Source organism: Corynebacterium sp. MSK004 (assembly GCF_030232515.1).
Classification (GTDB): Bacteria; Actinomycetota; Actinomycetes; order Mycobacteriales; family Mycobacteriaceae; genus Corynebacterium; species Corynebacterium hesseae.
Genome location: NZ_JASPKB010000011.1, coordinates 56,536 through 74,961, shown reverse-complemented (window position 1 = coordinate 74,961; position 18,426 = coordinate 56,536). Strand labels below are relative to the sequence as shown.

The 18,426-nt window shown below is 63.0% G+C and carries 14 protein-coding genes and 1 other RNA gene; 9 read left to right on the top strand and 6 right to left on the bottom strand.

Going from position 1 to position 18,426, the window contains the following annotated elements; all coding sequences use genetic code 11:
- Positions 1–42 precede the first annotated feature (42 nt).
- From ffs to recR, 6 genes are all read left to right on the top strand, one after another.
- Positions 43–141, top strand: an RNA gene (gene ffs, locus QP999_RS12385) — signal recognition particle sRNA small type.
- 81 nt (positions 142–222) lie between these two features.
- Positions 223–1,494, top strand: a complete 1,272-nt coding sequence (locus QP999_RS12380; protein WP_070684775.1) for an aspartate aminotransferase type Ic — start codon at positions 223–225, stop codon at positions 1,492–1,494.
- Between the two features lie 85 nt (positions 1,495–1,579).
- A complete protein-coding gene (locus QP999_RS12375; protein WP_083306439.1) occupies positions 1,580–2,056 on the top strand; it encodes a suppressor of fused domain protein in 477 nt (158 codons plus the stop codon).
- Between the two features lie 32 nt (positions 2,057–2,088).
- Positions 2,089–4,611: a DNA polymerase III subunit gamma and tau gene (locus QP999_RS12370; RefSeq protein WP_284848401.1), complete on the top strand. Its 2,523-nt coding sequence runs from the start codon at positions 2,089–2,091 to the stop codon at positions 4,609–4,611.
- Between the two features lie 57 nt (positions 4,612–4,668).
- Positions 4,669–5,049, top strand: a complete 381-nt coding sequence (locus tag QP999_RS12365; protein ID WP_070524027.1) for a YbaB/EbfC family nucleoid-associated protein — start codon at positions 4,669–4,671, stop codon at positions 5,047–5,049.
- A 114-nt stretch (positions 5,050–5,163) separates the two neighbouring features.
- Positions 5,164–5,820, top strand: a complete 657-nt coding sequence (gene recR, locus QP999_RS12360; protein ID WP_269948899.1) for a recombination mediator RecR — start codon at positions 5,164–5,166, stop codon at positions 5,818–5,820.
- 23 nt (positions 5,821–5,843) lie between these two features.
- Here recR and QP999_RS12355 read toward each other — a convergent pair whose 3' ends face one another.
- The 5 genes from QP999_RS12355 to leuA all read right to left on the bottom strand — a co-directional run bounded on the left by QP999_RS12355 (position 5,844) and on the right by leuA (position 13,562).
- Positions 5,844–6,623, bottom strand: a complete 780-nt coding sequence (locus QP999_RS12355; RefSeq protein WP_284848400.1) for a type 1 glutamine amidotransferase — start codon at positions 6,621–6,623, stop codon at positions 5,844–5,846.
- Positions 6,616–7,905 carry a Mur ligase family protein gene (locus QP999_RS12350; protein WP_070524035.1) on the bottom strand — a complete coding sequence of 430 codons (1,290 nt, stop codon included), beginning with the start codon at positions 7,903–7,905 and terminating at the stop codon, positions 6,616–6,618. Before QP999_RS12350 ends, QP999_RS12355 begins: the two co-directional genes overlap by 8 nt.
- Before the next feature lie 24 nt (positions 7,906–7,929).
- Positions 7,930–9,444 (bottom strand): DNA polymerase III subunit epsilon, encoded by a 1,515-nt coding sequence (locus tag QP999_RS12345; RefSeq protein ID WP_284848399.1) that lies wholly within the window; start codon positions 9,442–9,444, stop codon positions 7,930–7,932.
- 98 nt (positions 9,445–9,542) lie between these two features.
- Positions 9,543–11,444 (bottom strand): hypothetical protein, encoded by a 1,902-nt coding sequence (locus tag QP999_RS12340; protein ID WP_070597361.1) that lies wholly within the window; start codon positions 11,442–11,444, stop codon positions 9,543–9,545.
- Between the two features lie 303 nt (positions 11,445–11,747).
- The gene (gene leuA, locus QP999_RS12335) at positions 11,748–13,562 is read right to left on the bottom strand and encodes a 2-isopropylmalate synthase (RefSeq protein ID WP_070524041.1); all 1,815 of its coding nucleotides are present in this window, start codon (positions 13,560–13,562) and stop codon (positions 11,748–11,750) included.
- Between the two features lie 304 nt (positions 13,563–13,866).
- Here leuA and QP999_RS12330 point away from each other — a divergent pair, with 304 nt between their 5' ends.
- Positions 13,867–15,060, top strand: a complete 1,194-nt coding sequence (locus tag QP999_RS12330; RefSeq protein WP_284848398.1) for a mannosyltransferase family protein — start codon at positions 13,867–13,869, stop codon at positions 15,058–15,060.
- A gap of 14 nt (positions 15,061–15,074) precedes the next feature.
- Here the strand turns inward: QP999_RS12330 and QP999_RS12325 are convergent, their stop codons facing one another.
- Positions 15,075–15,947 (bottom strand): DMT family transporter, encoded by an 873-nt coding sequence (locus QP999_RS12325; protein WP_070561342.1) that lies wholly within the window; start codon positions 15,945–15,947, stop codon positions 15,075–15,077.
- Between the two features lie 146 nt (positions 15,948–16,093).
- Between QP999_RS12325 and QP999_RS12320 the strand changes: the two genes are divergently transcribed.
- Positions 16,094–17,359, top strand: coding sequence for an aspartate kinase (locus QP999_RS12320; RefSeq protein ID WP_070561344.1), 1,266 nt, complete (start codon positions 16,094–16,096; stop codon positions 17,357–17,359).
- 19 nt (positions 17,360–17,378) lie between these two features.
- Positions 17,379–18,416 (top strand): aspartate-semialdehyde dehydrogenase, encoded by a 1,038-nt coding sequence (locus QP999_RS12315; protein ID WP_070524049.1) that lies wholly within the window; start codon positions 17,379–17,381, stop codon positions 18,414–18,416.
- Positions 18,417–18,426 lie beyond the last annotated feature (10 nt).

Sequence of the window (18,426 nt, the reverse complement as noted above, 5' to 3'; positions counted from 1 at the left end):
GGAGCGGTTTGGCGTCGGCAAGCAAGGCGCGCTAGGCTAGACCGCAGGATTCCGCGTGGCGTCCATCCTCTGAACTCCCCCAGGGCAGGAATGCAGCAAGGGTCAGGAGGCTCTGGCGGGTGCGCGGGGTCCCCTTTTTGTATGTATGCCTTCACACGGGGGATGTGACGGGGCGTTAGTATGGTTGCCATATGCCCGCACTACGTCCCGGAAGGAAGACGGATGTCTCTTCTTAATCTTGAAAAGTCCGAGCTTGATGAGCTTGCCGCGCAGGTGCGCAAGGACTACGAGGCCCTCAAGGCTGAGGGGTTGGATCTTGACTTGACCCGCGGTAAGCCGTCCAAGGCCCAGCTGGATCTGTCTAATGACCTGCTCGTCCTGCCGGGCCGTGGTCACTACACCGACGCTGCCGGCAATGACCTGCGCAACTACGGCAACCAGAAGGGCATCAAGGAGCTGCGCGATCTCTGGGGCAAGCTCACCAACATGGACCCAGAGCTCCTCGTCGCGGCGGATTCTTCCTCCCTGAACATCATGTATGACCTCATCCTGTGGGCCTACACCTTTGGCACTAACAGCTCTGAGAAGCCGTGGTCCAAGGAAGAGACCATCAAGTGGATTTGCCCCACCCCGGGTTATGACCGCCACTTCGCCATCACGGAATCCTTCGGCTTCGAGCTGATTTCGGTGCCGATGGAAGAAGATGGCCCGGACATCGAAGCAGTCGAGGAGCTTGCCAAGGACCCGCAGGTTAAGGGCATGTGGGTTGTGCCGATGTTCTCCAACCCCACGGGTGCCGTCATCTCGGAAGAGAAGACCCGCCGCCTCGCTGCGATGGAGACCGGCGCACCGGACTTCCGCATCGTGTGGGACAACGCTTATGCCGTGCACACGCTGACCGAGGACTTCCCGGAGGTTCTGCCGATTCTGGAGATCGCGGAACAGGAAGGAAACCCGGACCGCTTCTGGGCTATGTCCTCGTCATCGAAGATCACCTTCGCCGGTTCCGGTGTGAGCTTCTTCGGTTCCTCCGAAGACAACCTCGAGTGGTACCTGGAGCACGCCGGTATCCGCGGCATTGGCCCGAACAAGATCAACCAGCTCGCGCACTACGAGTTCTTCGGTTCCGCTGAGGGCGTGCGCGCAATCATGCGCCGCCATGCTGCGCTGCTGGCGCCGAAGTTCGAGGCGGTTCTTCGCATCCTGGATAAGAACCTCACCCACCATGAGATCGCGGACTGGACCCACCCCAAGGGCGGCTACTTCATCTCCCTCAACGTGATGGAGGGTACCGCCACCCGCGTGTGGGAGCTGGCCCGTGACGCGGGCATTCTCCTGACCCAGGCTGGCTCTGCCTTCCCGTACGGCGAGGACGCCAAGGACCACAACATTCGCTTGGCACCGTCCCTGCCGCCGCAGGAAGAAGTCGAGGCAGCAATGGATGGCGTGGCCACCTGCGTGCTGCTCGCCGCACTAGAGAAGCTGGGGGCATAAGGCAATCAACTCCGACGAGACGGCCTACTGGCTCGACCAGATCATCCCGGCTGACCTCGAGTTCAAAAATGTCGAGGGGCAGCGCTTGGGCTTAGCCTCGCTGGAGGGTGAGCAGTCCCTCGCGGTCACGTGTGGCTTCGCCGATGTCGATACCGGGCTGGCGCATGCCGAGCAGGGGATCGATGTGCGCTGCGAACTGCTCACCGTTGCACGCACCGGCCAACCGGAGGTTGCTGCCGCGGTGAGCGCGGCAGCGGCATTGCTTAAACAAGCCGCAGGGCTGCTGCCCGCGCAGCCGGGCTTGCTCTTGCCCAAGCTTTTTGCGGAGGATGACGAGCGCTTCGCTCATTTCAGCGTGCGCCATGGCATGCTCATCGCCCCATACCTGTGGGGCGGACAGACCCCGCAGCTGGCGGAAAAGGAGCGCCTGACGCTGGTGTGCCAATTGCTCATGCTAAGCGATGCCGAGTATGCCTACGCCGTTGAGGAAGGCGTGCCGGCGCTGCAACAAGCGGTGGCTGAACAAGGCATCGATCTGCTGGATTGGAAGCGCTCAGAGTGACGTGTCGGGTTGAGACGCTACACTGACTAACCGTGGCTCTTTACCGGAAATATCGTCCAGCAACCTTCGCGGAAGTGGTAGGCCAAGAGCAGGTCACCACGCCTTTATCCGCCGCCCTCGACGCAGGGCGCATTAACCATGCGTACCTCTTTTCCGGCCCGCGTGGCTGCGGAAAGACGTCGTCGGCGCGCATCATGGCCCGCTCGCTGAATTGTGAGCAGGGGCCAACCTCAACGCCGTGCGGTGTGTGCGATTCGTGTGTCTCGCTGGCCCCGGGTGGTCCGGGCAACCTCGACGTCACGGAGCTCGACGCCGCCTCCCACAACGGTGTGGAGGATATGCGCGAGTTGCGTGACCGCGCCTACTACGCGCCGGCGGAGTCGCGCTACCGCATCTTCATCATCGATGAGGCCCACATGATTTCTGCCTCCGGTGCGAATGCCTTGCTCAAGGTTGTCGAGGAGCCGCCGGAGCACGTCATCTTCATCTTCGCCACGACGGAGCCGGAGAAGATCATCGGCACCATCCGCTCGCGTACCCACCACTATCCCTTCCGTCTGCTGACCCCGCCGGCGATGAAGGGGCTGCTGGAGCGCACCGTGGCCTCGGAGAACGTCCACGTGGATGACACCGTGTACCCCATGGTCATCCAGGCTGGCGGGGGTTCGCCGCGTGATACCTTGTCCATCCTTGACCAGCTGTTGGCGGGTGCGGGCCCCGATGGCTTGACCTACGAGGTAGCCCGCCCGCTTCTGGGTGTCACGGACGTGGGGTTGCTGGATAATACGGTGGATGCCCTGGCTAGTCAGGACAAGGCGGGGCTTTTCCGGCTTGTCGACGATGTCATTGAAGCCGGCCACGAACCTCGCCGTTTTGCCATCGACCTGTTGGATCGCTTGCGGGATCTGATGATCCTGCAAGCCGTGCCCTCAGCATTGGAGGAAGGTCTGGTCTCGGCGCCGACTGATCGCGGGGAAGTCCTTACCGCCCAAGCGCAGCGTTTCTCCGGACCGCAGCTGGCCTACTTGGCGGAAACCGTCAACGAGCGCGTGTCCTCCCTGCGGGGTGCAACGTCCCCGCGCCTACTTCTAGAAATCCTCTGTGCCCACTTGATCGTTGGCTCCGCCCCCGCTGCGGCAGCTGCCGGTCAGGTACCCAGTTCCTTGCCGCAAGGTGCGGGGGCACAGCCTTCCGCACCCGCTGTGCAGGGCTCCGCGCCTGCGCAGCGCCAGCAATCTGCAGTCGCCAGCGCGCAGGATCCCGCTGCCGCCGCCGCGGCCATCATCGCGCAGCGCCGCAGCCGTCAGGCAGCGAAGCAGGAGGCCCAGCAACAGCAACCACAGCAGGCCGAGCGGCCCCAAGAACCAGCCCGGCCTCAAGAACCAGCCCGGCCTCAAGAGGCGAAGCAACAGGCGCCGCAGCAACAGGAGGCTCAGGAGCAGCAACCTTCAGCCCCCGAGGCCTCGCAGTCTCAGGCGCCGGAGCGTCCTGCACAACCGGAAGTGCAGCCTGAGCCGCAGCAGGAGCAGCCGGAACAGCCGCAGCCATCGGAACAGCCTGAACAACAGGAACAGCAACCTGAGCCTGAGCAGCCCCAGGACCTCGCCGCGGAGATTCGCGGGCGATGGTCTGATCTGCGCGCCACGATTGGGCGGCGTAATAAGGTCGCTGAAATCATGCTCGCCGAAGCCCGTGTCCTCGGCGTGCGGGATGAGACTCTCGTCCTTGGACACACCACGGGCGCGTTGGCTGAACGCATCAATTCACCAGGCACCAATGAGGTCATCGTGACTGTCCTCAAGGAAGAGCTCAGCCGAGAACTGAAGGTCACGTGTGTTATCGGTACCGACCCGAAGGCGCACGGTTTCACGGTGCCAGAGCCCACCCAGCGCACCCAGTGGAACCCCAACCAACCGCAACGTGAGGCCTCCGAGCCCGACGAGGAGGCAGAGAGTCCGGCAGCGAAGGAACCCAATAACGCCAGCGATGATCCATGGGGCGCGCCGCGCCAAATCGGGCAGCAGGCTCCGTCGTCTGAAACGACGAGGGAGCAACCTCAGCCCCAGCACGGTGTGCGCGAGAAGGCAGACTCGCGCCCGCCGGCAGAACCACAGCGGTCGGAGGCCGCCCCGCGCGGGGCGGCGGTGCCCCCAAAGAGGGAGGCCCGTGGCAGCCAATGGCGATCACGCATCGCGCAGGCGACCCAGGTCGCGGCCCAACGCGATGAAGAGTTTTCCAAGGTTCCCAAGTTCGGCAACGGCGTTCCGCTGCCGCCGGAGCCGGGTCCGGACGAAGGCGAGTTCGAGGTCCCACCGGAGGAGTACGGCCCGCCGGCGGGGGCGAATGGGGCGTCGGAAAGCGCAGGCCACGCGTCTGTTTCGTCGCAGCAGTCAGCGCCCCAGCATGCGCCCGCACCGCAGCCGGAGTACACCCGCGCGGATGAGGAACGCGAGATGATGGAGGCCGCGCAGAGCGCCGGAGAGATGGACCACCGCAACGCCACGGAGGTCGCCATGGAGCTCCTCGCGCAGGAGTTGGGAGCGCGGCGACTGTAGCGCGGCATCTGTACACTTGGCGCGTAGTGAAAATAACCGCACGAAAGGACTTTTAGCATGACTGAGAACGATCCGATGCAGCAGGCAAATGACATGAACGAGATCCTGGCGCAGGCCGCTCGCGTCCAGGCTGAACTAGAAAAGGCACAGAAGGAAATCCTGGCCGCCACCGTCGAGGGCAGCGCAGGCAATGGCCTGGTGAAGGTCACCATGACCGGTGGCGCTGAGCTGCAGAGCATCTCCATTGATAAGTCCGTGGTGGACCCGGAGGACATCGATACCCTCCAGGACCTCATCGTCGGCGCCTTCAAGGAGGCCCACGCCGCAGCTGGCCGCCTGGCACAGGAGAAGATTGGCCCGCTGTCCCAGGGTATGGGCCAGTCCCAGCAAAACTATGATGGTCCGTCCATCCAGGATGTCTTCGGCGGTAACCAGTAAGCCGCGCGTTAGACTTAAAGGCCGTTGTTGCTCTCTTTGTGGAGGGCGGCGCGGCCTTTTGTTGTGTCTCCGGCCGTCAAGGTCGTGGGGATTGTTAAGTGAGGGGAGCATTGCGTGTTTGAAGGACCACTGCAGGATCTCATCGATGAGTTCTCGCGCCTGCCGGGTATTGGCCCGAAGTCAGCGCAACGCATCGCCTTCCACGTTCTGCATCAAGATCCGGAGGAGATCGACCGCCTCCAGAAGGCGCTGGGAGCGGTGCGTGATGGTGTGACTTTCTGCCGCATCTGCTGCAATATTTCCCGCGAGGAAGTCTGCCGCATTTGTGTGAACTCGCAGCGCGATGTCTCTACCATCTGCGTGGTGGAAGAGCCCAAGGACATCCAGGTCATCGAGCGCACCGGCGAATATAACGGCCGCTACCACGTACTGGGCGGCGCGCTCGACCCGCTGGCCAACGTGGGCCCGAAAGACCTCAACATCTCGCAACTGCTGCAGCGCCTCGGCGGCGTACTACCGGACCGAGAGCTTGCTGATTCCACCCCCGAGGAGCCGCTGTACGACGACTCCCCGGACATCACCGAAGTCATCCTCGCCACCGATCCCAACACCGAAGGCGAGGCCACTGCGGCTTACCTCGTGCGCTTGCTACGAGACTTCCCGGGGCTGAAGATCACGCGCCTAGCTTCCGGCATGCCGCTGGGAGGCGACCTTGAGTTCGTCGATGAGCTCACGCTCTCGCGTGCGTTGAGCGGCCGCCTGACGGTCTAGCGGCGCGGTGCCTCCGAGCGCCCCTAGCGTTGCGAGCGCGGCGGCTCCGAGGCATTAAAACGCTCGGTGCGCAGCTGATCAATGGCGGGGATGTTCAAGGGCTCGAGTTCGCTGAGCGCGACTCCCATGGCCTTGGCCAGCAGCAAATCCGCCAGCTGCGGGTTGCGCGCCAAGACAGGGCCGTGCATGTAGGTGGCGATGACGCTGCCCTGTACCGCGCCCTCGGCACTGCGCTGGACGGCCTTGTCGGAGAGGTCCAGGATGGCGGCGGTGTCCGCATTGCCGGTTCCGCGCGTGAGCGTTCCCAGTGGTTGGGCGGCAGGGCCCAGGATGGTGGCACCCATGTGGTTCTCAAAACCGGTGAGCGGTTCGGTGAGCTCAGCGGTGATGCCGGCCTTGGTGGGGTCGGCGGCTACCTCACCGATGGCGCGCTCGGTCATGGAGGCAGTGGTGGCGTCGATAAGCCCCACGCCATCCACCACGCGACCGGACGCACGGAAGGACTCGCCGAGTACCTGCAGGCCCGCGCAAATCGCCAGAATCGGGCGACCTGCGGAGGCAGCGCGGGTGAGGCCACCGTCAGCGATGAGGTGCTCTGCCGCGAGAATCTGCGCGGTGTCCTCGCCGCCGCCGAGGGTGTAGACATCAAAGGATTCCGGCACCGGCTCACCCAGCTTGATGGGGACAATCTCCGCCTCGTGGCCGCGCATGCGGGCGCGCTGGCGCAGGACTAGGGCGTTGCCGTCATCGCCGTAGGTGCCCAGGATGTCAGGGAGGATGAGGCCAATCTGCAGGCTAGTCATTCGAATGCTCCTTTGCTGCTGCGGCGGTGAGTGCCTTCTTCAGATCGCGGAAGGCGGTGTAGTTGGCCAAAACCTCGATGCGGCCTTCCGGACAGGATTGAATAGCGGTGAGCGGGTCCGCAATGAGCTCGTGCGAGATATCCGCGTAGACCAAACGCACGGCTAGATCCGTGCCGCGCTCGCCGGCTGCCTTGACAGGGATGCCTTCGAAATCCTCGAAGCGCACGTCCCAGAGCCAGGACATATCAATACCGTCGGCCACGTGGCCGTTAGTGGCGATGACCAAGCCATCGGCGTCACGGTCCACCATGGACAGCGCCTCCTGCCAGCCGGCCGGATTCTTAGCCAAGAGCAGGCGGATCTCGCGCTTGCCCAGCGTGATGGTGGAGTAGCGTCCGGCCACGTCGTTGACGCCTTCGGCAGCGGCGATAGCCTTGTGGCGGACCACGCCGAAGGCCTCCACGGCAGCAGCGACGGCCTGGGCGGCGTTACCGCGGTTGGCCCGTCCCGGTAGAGCAAGCTTGAGCTTGTCGACGCCCTCCGGGCTCACAATGCCTTCCTCCGTCACCGCCCAGGTGGGGGTGGGGCGGCGGAACTCGCGGCCGTCGGCAAGCACTTTGACCGCGCGCCAGTCCTCACCGTCACGCACAATGTGGCCGCCGGTGCGCGGACAGGTGACGGATTCGCCCATCCAGCCGGCACCCGCGGACACCCAAATGACATTCTTTGCGTCATAGGCCACGGAGGTCATGAGGACGTCATCACAGTTGGCGATGACGAGCATGTCCGGGTGGGCCTCGACGGCGCCGCGCAGGGCGCGCTCAATCTTGTTGATCTCACCGACGCGATCCAGCTGGTCGCGGGAGAGATTCAGCAGCACGAGCGCTGTGGGGTTGAGGTTATCCGCAACGTGGGGGACATGGAGCTCGTCTACTTCTAAGACAAGATGGCTTGCATCTTTGCCAGCTAAGAGCGCGGAGATGATTCCTGCATCCATGTTGTCGCCGCCATCGTTGGTGGCCACGGTGTGCGTAGTGCGCACGGCTGCGGCGAGCATCCGCGTGGTCGTGGACTTGCCGTTGGTTCCGGTGACCAAGACGGCTGGGCGCTGCTTGGCCAGGTTTTGCATGATAGTGGGGTCAATGGCGTTAGCGATGAGCCCGCCGATCATGCCGCCCGCACCGCGGCCCGTGGCGCGCGAGGCGGTGGTGGCCAACGCCGCGGCGGAGGTTGCAACCGCGGTGCGCGCGGAAGAAAACGCGCTTCGGAAGTTAAAATTCATGCTCCCCAGAGTAGTCGGGGGATGCTAGCTATCGGTGTTGTGGGAGCGGTTGTGTCCCGAGTTTTGCTGGTTCTGCTGGTTGCCATTGCTGCGACGGCCGCGTCCGCCGCGGCGGCGACGCCGACGCCCTTTGTTGCCGCCCTTGTTCCGGTTGTTCGAGTTGGAGTCCGACTGAGCAGGCTTGTCGCTTGCGGATCCGTCGGCCGGGGAGCCCTGGTGTTTCTTCTGCCCTTGTCCCTGTTTAGGGGAGTGCTGGGCGTTGGAGGACTTGCGGCGCGAGCGGCGGCGGTTCTTGTTCGTGGAACGATTGCGGTTGGGCTGCCCACTGCTGTGGCGCTTACCCGAATTGCTCGTTGCGCCGGAGGTGGATTGCTCCTCAGGTTCGGTCGGTTCCTCGATACGCTCAAGGGCCGCGAGGAAGGCAACATCGGACATCAGCGGGATGTCCTTGCGGTGAGCATGCATGGGCTTGCCCACGAGGTTGGTGGTGATGTTGCAGACCACGAGGGACGTCTCGCGGGAGAGCTTCTCCGAGTAGTTCAGCTCCTCACGGGCCAACGCCGCGATGATGGTGTCGGGGTCCTCGGTGATCTCCGGGGCAACGACGATCTCCATGCCACGGATGAGTTCCTTGCCGGGCACATAGGGGCCGGGGTTGTGGTGCTGACGGGGAGCTTCGGCAGCGTCGACGCGGACGTGGGAACGCTGTAGCCCAAAGCGATCAGCTCGCAGCTCATCCGGTGCCGCGCTGCTGAGCGGGCCCGCGGCTTGCGCACGGTAGAGGTCCACGAGCAGACGGGTTGCCTCGCGGGAGGTGTCCTTTTCCGGTCGGTGCGCACGGGCGACGCTGGCGGTGGGGTCGGGCGCGGGAAGACCGGTATCCCGCGCGACGGCCGCTAGGCGGATATCGGTGTTCCACACGCTTTGGCGGCGAGCGGTGGCAAGCGTATCCACGATGGTTACTGGGGTGGGAACGTGTCCCACCTTGAAGCGACGGCGCCGGCCTTTACCGCGGTTGCGGTTGCGCGCACGGTTTTGGCGGGCGGCGGCAGTCATCGCGCGGCGCGCTTCGGCGACGATGAAACCCCAGGTATAGGGGGCATCGTGAACGATGAGCGTGCGGCCATCGATGAGCCGATCCAGCGGCTTGAGCAACATGGAAAAGGACTGACCCGCCTGGATTTCCTCAGCGCTCAAGCCGTGAAGATGCCGGGGGCCAGGGTCTTCGCCGGGGTTGAGGACGGCGTGGAACTCTTGGCCGGTTTCACCCGCGGTGTTGAGTGTCAGCGCATCCACGGTAAGCAACCGACCTGTGGAGGGGTGAATGCCAGTGGTCTGGATGGTCAGCGCAACAAAGGGGAAGGCAGCGAGGGCTGCTTCGCGGGCCGACGCCCTATCTTCTTTGCTGTTCTGCTTGTTCTCAGCTGGGTGAGGGCGCGGTCCTGGTTTCGGGGCGCTGGATTGTGGCGACGCCGCGGCCGGCGTCTCTGCTGCGCTGAGCTGCGCTGCAGGTTCGGTGGGGCCGGGTGTCGTAGTCATTGTTCACAGTTTAGTACCCAACCGCGAGGAAGCTGGAAAGGGCACACGTGAAGCTGCCGTATCCCCCGAATTGGCAGCGAGGCAGGGCGTGTTGCGGACTAGTCGGTCTCGATGATGATGACCCAGCCGTCGTGGTCTGGCGTGGGCTCGGGGGTCGGTTCGGGCTCACGGCTCGGCTCAGGAGTGCGGTCCGGTGTGGGCTCAGAAGTCTGTTCCGGCTTCGGCGTGGTGCTGGGCTTAGGTGTGGTGCTCGGTTTAGACGAGGTGCTGGGCTTAGTCGTGGTGCTTGGTTGAGACGAGGTGCTGGGCTTGGGCTGCTGAGTCTTTGTCGTGGTTGGCGTAGCAGTCGTGGATGCAGCGGGCTTGGAGGTCGTCGGTGCAGGAGTAGTCGACTCCGCTGGCGTAGTCGTGGGCGGAGTGCTGACAGGTGTGGTGGTGCGGGACGTTGGCGTCGTAGCAGTCGTCTTCGGCGCCGAAGTTGATGAGGTCGGTGTCGTCGAAGAAGTTGGGGTCGCCGAAGGCGATGACGTCGGCACGCTCCGCGTGGAGCTGGGTGCGCTCGTAGTTGTGGTGGTGGAGGTGGAATCCTCCTGGCGGGGCCGTGACGTGCGCGACGTGGACTCTTCTGTGGCTTCGGTTTCCCGCGGTGCTGGCGGTGTGACTTCAGCGTGGTGCGTGTTGCGCGGGGAAGGGATTGCCTCTCCGGGCGTGACGAGCTCTGCACGTTGCGTGGGCTCGGCCAGCTTAATCGGCTCCGTCGGCTCAGACAGTTCCGTTGGCTCCGCCGGAGTCGAGGAAGTGGTTCGGTCGAGGGCGCGTGGTGCTACCGAGTGCCCCTGGTTATCGGGGCGGTGGGCGCCTGCAGCCGTGTCCTCGGTTGCGTCAGCTTCGCTGGAAAGCGCGGCGTCAGCTTCTGCATTATTGGCCGGGCTGGGGGCAAGGAGCGAAGTGGTGTGCTCCTCTAAAGCCGAGTCAGCAACCTGATTGGGGGCGGAGTGAAGTGCGTGCACAGAGGATACAAAGCTAGCGGTTCCGCCGATGATGACGGCAACGCTTGCCGCGCACACCAGCTTGACACCAGTACTAGCAGCGGCGATCTTTGAGCCAACTGTTGCGGCGGTCCCGAAGGATTTCAAGGAGAGGACTTGTGCGCCCTGTGTGGCAGCGGAACTTGCGGTGTGTGCCGTGCCCGTTGCCTGGAACCCGCCTACCGGAGCGGTTGCTGCATGAGCCCTATCGGTGTTTGTGGCCGTCGCGGCAACCGCGCCAGCGGCGGCAGCGATGACGCCGGCGGTCCCCACGGCGACGTGAGCGTCTGGTGTTCCTTCTTCGGAGTAGACGGTCAGGGCTGGGGATTTATCATCCGGTGTGAAGTAGGCGCGCGCAATGGCAATGAGACCCTCGTGCTTGAAACCCGCGATGGTATCGCTCAGCCACGTGGCCTGATCGCGCGGAACGGTGGCGATGAGCTTGTCATCGAGATGAACCTCGATGGCGCGGTGGAAGAAGCGCCGGCTGTTAGTCAAGCGCACGAGTAGATGCGCAGGGTGCTTCGGCAGGGAACGGGTGGGGGCCGAAAAGTCAGTGATGCGAAGGGCGCGGTCGCCGTCGAGCATGCCCCATCGCTGAGCCGGGGGAACATTGATCGGGACGCACAGGCCTGGCTCCGGGAGGAGAACTTCGAATGCCGGAACGGTTTCTTCCACCGCGTCCTCGCGGAGCGAAATTTCTGCAGTGGCCTGTGGGGTCAAACCCGCGCTAATGATCCAATCCAATTCCGTGTAATCGGCGGATTGGGAAGCGGGGATGACGCCAACGATGTCATCTTCATACCGGACGCGGAAGCCGGAGCTTGAGTGCCCACACAGGGTGACGTTGAGGTGATTGTTATTCGCCAGGGAGAGCAGCTGCAGGAACATCTCCGGGTTAACGGCGTCAACCGTGAGGCGGCGAGGTTCACCAAACCCAGAGTGGGGGACCACGTAGTTAGTGACCGTCATAGTGTTCGCCTTCGCCTGCAGAACTGCAACAAATGCGCGCAGTTGCAAAACTGAGCGCAGTAGGGAATGCCGAAGTTCGGACTGAAATTCTTATTGGGTGCACAAGGTGTTCAATGCCTTTGTGCAATTGTGTCGCGTATTTATTCTATAGCTCTCCGTGCTGGCCTACAACAATGTGTAGCCAGCGCGATGTTACGGTCAGTAGCTTTAGCGAGGGGAGTGCGCGTGCGAGAGACTGCGCAAGGAGGAGGCGCGCGGAACAGCTCGCCTTCTCCTTGTGTCGCCCTGTGCCGCGGCGGAGGATTAGTCCGCGCGATTGACCGCTGAAGTAATGGCGTTGATGGACGCACGGGTGGTGGATCCGGCGATGCCGGCACCCCACACTTGTGCTCCATTGACTTCGGCGGCGATGTAACAGGCGGCTTCGGCATCGTCGCCGGCCGTACGGGACTGCTGGGAGTAGTCGATGACCTCGAAGTCGATTCCGACGTCTTCCAGCGCGTTGGCGTATGCGGCGATGGGGCCGTTGCCCATGCCGGAGATAATGCGCTTCTCGCCGTTAAAGACGATGGTTGCGGTTACCTTGGCGTCTTCGTCCTCCGTGGTTGAGTTATCAACCTGGAAGGTGACGAGTTCCAGCGGGGAGGTGCGCTCTAAGAACTCGTTGGCAAAGATATCCCACATGTTCTTGGAGTTGACTTCGCCACCTTCGGCGTCAGTCACCGCCTGCACGACGGAGGAGAACTCCGCTTGCATGGCGCGCGGCATATTGATGCCATGATCGGTCTTCATGATGTAGGCCACGCCGCCCTTGCCGGACTGCGAGTTGACGCGGATGACCGCCTGGTAATCGCGGCCGACGTCCTTCGGATCGATGGGCAGGTAGGGAACTTCCCAGGTGGTTTCCTGCAGTTCTTCCCACGACACCTCGGTGTTGTTCGCGCCTGGGCGCACCTCCTGCGCCAGGGCGTCCAGGCCCTTGTTGATGGCATCCTGGTGTGAACCGGAGAAGGCGGTAAATACCAGCTCGCCGCCGTAGGGGTGGCGCTCCGGCACGCGCAGCTGGTTGCAATACTCCACCGTCTCGCGGATCTTAGGCAGATCGGAGAAGTCGATCTGCGGGTCCACGCCCTGGGTCAGCATGTTCAGGCCCAGGGTAATGATGTCCACGTTGCCGGTGCGCTCACCGTTGCCAAACAGGCAGCCTTCGATGCGGTCTGCGCCGGCCATGTAACCCAGCTCGGCGGCGGCGATTCCCTCGCCGCGGTCATTGTGCGGGTGCAGCGACATGATGATGGAATCCCGCTTCGCAAAATTGCGGTGCATCCACTCGATCTGGTCGGCGTAGACGTTGGGGCTGATCATCTCCACCGTGGAGGGCAGGTTGATGATCATGGGGTTCTCCGGAGTTGCCTCCATGATGTCAACAACGGCATCGCAGACCTCGACGGCGAAGTCCAGTTCGGTGCCCGTAAAGGATTCCGGCGAGTACTCCCAGCGCCAGTTGGTATCGGGGTAATCCTTGGCAATGCCCTTGATGAGCTCCGCAGCGTCCGTGGCCAGCTTCTTAATGGCCGGGCGGTCCTTGCGGAAGACTACGCGGCGCTGCAGCTTCGAGGTGGAATTGTAGAAGTGAACGATGACGTTCTTCGCGCCCTGGCAAGCCTCAAAAGTACGGCGGATCAGGTGCTCGCGCGCCTGGACCAGGACTTGGATGGTGACGTCATCCGGGATCTTATTGCCCTCGATGATTTCGCGAACGAAGTCGAAATCCGTCTGGGAGGCGGAGGGGAAGCCTACCTCAATCTCCTTGTAGCCCATCTTGACCAGCAGGTCGAACATGCGGTGCTTGCGCTCAGGGCTCATTGGATCGATGAGAGCCTGGTTGCCGTCGCGCAGGTCCACGGCGCACCACTGTGGCGCCACGGTGATTTTCTTGTCCGGCCACGTGCGGTCAGGCAGCGAGACCGGTTCTACCTCTTCGGCGAAGCTTTGGTAGCGGTTTACTGGCATCGAGGAACCGCGCTGCTTGTTCCACGCGGGCTGGTTTTCGTTGCGCGGGCCAGCCGGGGTGGTGATTTCGCGGGGAGCGGAGATGAAAGAATCGTTGGGGGACATGGTGGTTGTTCTCTTCCTTGTCTGGGGCCTATGGGTCTGGGGCCAAAGGCGTTTTACTGTGCTGCGTTGTTTCGATGCGCAGCTACGGCGTGAATCGTGGGGGGCGGCCAGCTGCGGTGTGTTGGCATCACCGCGCTCCGCGGCGGGGCGCTGGCCGTGAAGCTAGAAACCTAAAACCCGCCGCGGCTACTAAGGAGGAGAGTGTGCCGCAAAGTCATGTGAGCCACAATACAGCTTTTCTCATTCTATGGCAACTGATTCCACATATTGGGATGGGTGATGTGGGTGGCTAGGATGTTGTGGCGTGCATGAAGAAAACTCCACGAAGATTATTCAGGATCCGGGGGAAGAGCCCACGGCGGATAGCGGGCGCGCGGCAGACGCCTCCCCTGCTGGCACGCAGGGGGCGCTGTCACTGGTGCCGCTTGCCACGTTGGTCGCGGTTGTTGGAACCGCGGTGCGCATTGCCGTTCTGAACGTCATCGCCGCCGTCAATGACCAGGAGCTGTGGGATCGGCTCACGTCGTGGGATTCCAAGTACTACCTGGAAATTGCTCGAGTGGGATATTTTGACGCGGATACCCACACTGATGGCCCAGTCTATGAGACGACAATGGCCTTCTTCCCGGGCTTTCCCATGCTGTTGCGGGTCCTGGGATGGACCGGGATCAGCCTCGAAGTAGCCGCGCTCATCGTTAACACCCTCCTCACCGTGGCCATGGCTGCCGGCGTTATGGTCTTGGCGCAGCGCTTGGGGGCGGGGCGCCGTGGGCAATGCGCCGCTGCCATCGTGGTGAGCAGCGCTCCGATGTCCATCGTGTTCTCGATGCCTTATACCGAAGCTCTCTTCGGGGCCCTCCTGGTGTGGGGACTCGTCGCGCTGGATGATCGCGCCTGGTGGCGCGCGGCGGCGTTCGGCTTTGCCTTATCGTTTGTGCGGCTGACCTCCGTGGACTTCCTTGCTGTCTTTGCCTTGTGGGTGCTCATCTATGGGCGGCGCTCGTGGCAGGCCTGGCTCAGCCTCATCGTGGCAGCGCTTCCGCTGCCAGCGTATTTATTGTGGACGCAGCGCTACCTCGCAGAGGCCGGCGGCTACTTTGGCATCCAGACCGAGCACTGGCATTCCACCTTCGACTGGGGTGCTGCCACCGTACGGTTCGTGTGGGAAGTTCTGACGGAGAAGAACGATGTGGGCTACCTGCTTAGCGTTCTGGTGATCCTGGGCGTCCCCGTGCTGCTGGTGGCGGCGTGGGGAAGGCTGAATCCGGTGGCGTGGTGGTTTAGCGCCGCGCTGTGTGCGAATGTGCTGCTTTCCGATGGCCTCATGCACTCGCGCCCGCGTCTCCTCCTGCCCGCGATTATCTTGGCGCTTCCCTGGGCCGTGCGCGCGTCTGAGGTGCTGCGACCCCGCGAGCTCTGGCTCGCATGTAGCGCCTGGGTCCTGTGGTCGGCGTGGTTCTCCGCTTATATGCTGGTGGTCTTTGAGTGGGCCATCTAGCGCGGAAGCTCGTCCTAGCGTGGGCTTTGCTCCGCGCGCTGAGCGCTTCCCGGGTTGACCGGCACGCGGGATAGGACGATTGTGGCAACGATCATGATGATGAGCGAAACCCCCATCACGCACCAACCCGCAACGCTACTGACCTGGAATTTTTCGCCCAAGACCCAGTAGCCCAAACCGAAGGCCACGATGGGCTCCATGATGGTCATCGCAGGCAAAGAGTGCGCAAGCGCGCCAGCGTGGAAGGAATATTGCTGGATCACCGTTCCGGCAGCCGCCAGCCCAATGAGCACGTACAGCTCCCAGCTGGCCAGCAAGGCTGTGATGCCCTCGTGGGAGAGGACGTCCACCACTGCCTTGGCTACGAGCGCCACGTAGCCATACAGGATGCCGCACGCGCTCCCGAGCGCTAGGGCGGACTCCTCCGGCCGGTTATAGGCCGCCACGAACAGAGCGGTGAGGGCAAGCGCGCCGAGGGCGAAGGCGGGCCACCATTGGGACCAGGTGGGCGTCGTCAAGCCTGCGGTGGGGCGCCCATAGACCACCATGATGCTCACCGCGATGGTCAGCGTGAGGCACCAGAACACCTCCCGTGCCGGCATCGGCCGCCGGGAATACCAGGCGGCGAGCGGCAGCGTGAACATGAGGGACAGGATGAGGATTGGCTGCACGATGAGCAGCGTGCCGAAGTGGAGAGCGACGAGCTGTAGCGCGTAGGCAATAACGGCGGCGCTGGTCCCCACCCACCACAAGGGAGTCCGAATAGCGGTGCGCATGACGCTCCTGGAGCTAGCGTCCAACACGATGCGGTGGCGTATGACTGTGCCCCAGGCCACGACTAGCGCGGAGGCCAGTGCAAAAGTAATGGCAACCAGGTTTGAAAGCATCGTTTCTACCCTACCTGGAATTAATATCCAGCACGTGTTTCGATGGGAACCAAAGGGCGGTAGTCTAAAGGAGTTGACTGCCGGTCTATAGGTATTGGGCGGTGAACAGGTAATGGCCCTCACAAACAGGAAAGGTGGGACCGTCAGTGGCCCTAGTCGTACAGAAATACGGGGGATCCTCCCTCGAAAGCGCAGAGCGCATTCGCGCGGTGGCGGAGCGCATTGTGGCGACGAAGAAGCAGGGCAACGACGTCGTTGTTGTGTGCTCCGCCATGGGAGATACCACCGATAACCTGCTTGATCTTGCAGCGCAGGTCAACCCCGTCCCGCCGCAGCGTGAGATGGACATGCTGTTGACCGCCGGCGAGCGCATCTCCAACGCACTCGTTGCCATGGCCGTGGAGTCCCTTGGTGCCAAGGCTCAGTCCTTCACTGGTTCCCAGGCCGGCGTGCTCACCACCGAGCGCCACGGAAACGCCCGCATCGTCGACGTCACCCCGGGCCGTCTAACCGAAGCCTTGGAGAAAGGCCGGATCTGCATCGTTGCGGGTTTCCAGGGCGTGAACAAGGAATCGCGTGATGTGACCACCCTCGGCCGCGGCGGCTCGGACACCACCGCGGTGGCGCTGGCGGCAGCGCTCAAGGCCGATGTGTGTGAGATTTACTCCGATGTCGACGGCGTTTATACCGCCGACCCACGCATCGTCCACAACGCCCAGAAACTCGACCAGCTGTCCTTCGAGGAGATGCTGGAGATGGCAGCTGTGGGCTCCAAGATTCTGGTCCTGCGCAGCGTCGAGTACGCCCGCGCGTTCAACGTTCCCCTTCGAGTCCGCTCATCTTATTCAAACGACCCCGGCACGCTCATCGCCGGTTCAATGGAGGATATCCCCGTGGAAGAAGCAGTACTTACTGGTATCGCAACCGACCGTTCCGAGGCTAAGGTCACCGTCCTGGGCATACCGGACCGCCCAGGTGAGGCGGCCAAGTTGTTCCGCGCCATCGCGGACGCCGAGATCAACATCGACATGGTCCTGCAAAACGTCTCCTCGCTGGACTCCGGTACCACCGACATCACCTTCACCTGCCCGCGCTCGGACGGCCCAAAGGCCATGGAGATCCTGGCCAAGCTCAAGGAAGAGGGGCACTGGACCAACGTGCTTTACGACGACCAGGTGGGCAAGGTCTCCCTCGTCGGTGCCGGCATGAAGTCCCACCCGGGCGTTACCGCAGATTTCACGGAGGCATTGCGTGACGCCGGGGTCAACATGGAGCTCATTTCAACCTCCGAAATCCGAATTTCCGTGCTTACCCGCGAGGCCGATCTGGAGAAGGCCGCCGTGGCCCTGCACGATAAGTTCCAGCTAGGTGGCGAGGAAGAGGCCACCGTTTATGCTGGTACCGGACGCTAAAAATTAAGGAGTAAAGGTCATGACCACTGTTGCAGTTGTAGGCGCTACCGGGCAGGTTGGCCGCGTGATGCGCACCCTCTTGGAGGAGCGCAACTTCCCGGCCGATACGGTCCGCTTCTTTGCCTCCGCACGCTCAGCAGGCCAGGAGCTCACCTTCCGCGAGGACAAGGTCGTCGTCGAAGATTTGGCAGAGCAGACTGTGGAGAGCCTTGCAGGAATCGACATCGCCGTGTTCTCCGCCGGCGGTTCGACGTCCAAGCAGTATGCACCGCTCTTCGCCGAGGCCGGCGCCACCGTGGTGGATAACTCTTCTGCGTGGCGCCGGGATCCGGACGTGCCGCTCATCGTGTCAGAGGTGAACCCGCAGGATAAAGACAACGTCACCAAGGGCATCATCGCCAACCCGAACTGCACAACCATGGCGATCATGCCGGTGACGAAGGCGCTTCACGACGCCGCCGGTCTCACCACCATGCGCGTCGCCTCCTACCAGGCCGTGTCCGGTTCCGGATTGGCCGGCGTGGAAACCTTGGTCAAGCAGGTGGCCTCAATCGGTGACCGCAACGTTGAGCTCGTCCACGACGGCTCTGCGCTTGAGGTCTCCGAGGAGGATTTGGGCCCCTATGTCGCTCCGATTGCGTATAACGCGCTGCCGTTGGCGGGCAACCTCGTGGATGACGGAACCGAAGAGACCGACGAGGAACAGAAGCTGCGCAACGAGTCCCGCAAGATTCTGGGCATCTCAGAGCTGAAGGTGTCCGGCACGTGCGTGCGCATCCCGGTGTTTACTGGCCACACCATGGTCGTACACGCGGAGTTTGAGAAGCCGATTACCCCGGAGCAGGCTCGCGAGGTGCTCTCGGCCGCGCCGGGTGTCAAGGTCGTCGATGTGCCGACGCCCCTGGCGGCAGCCGGCATCGACCTTTCCTTGGTCGGGCGCATCCGCCAGGACCAGACGGTCGAGGACAACAAGGGCCTCGTCTTCGTCGTGTCTGGCGATAACCTGCGCAAGGGCGCAGCGCTCAACGCTATTCAGATTGCGGAGTTGCTGGTCTAGCGTGTGGCGC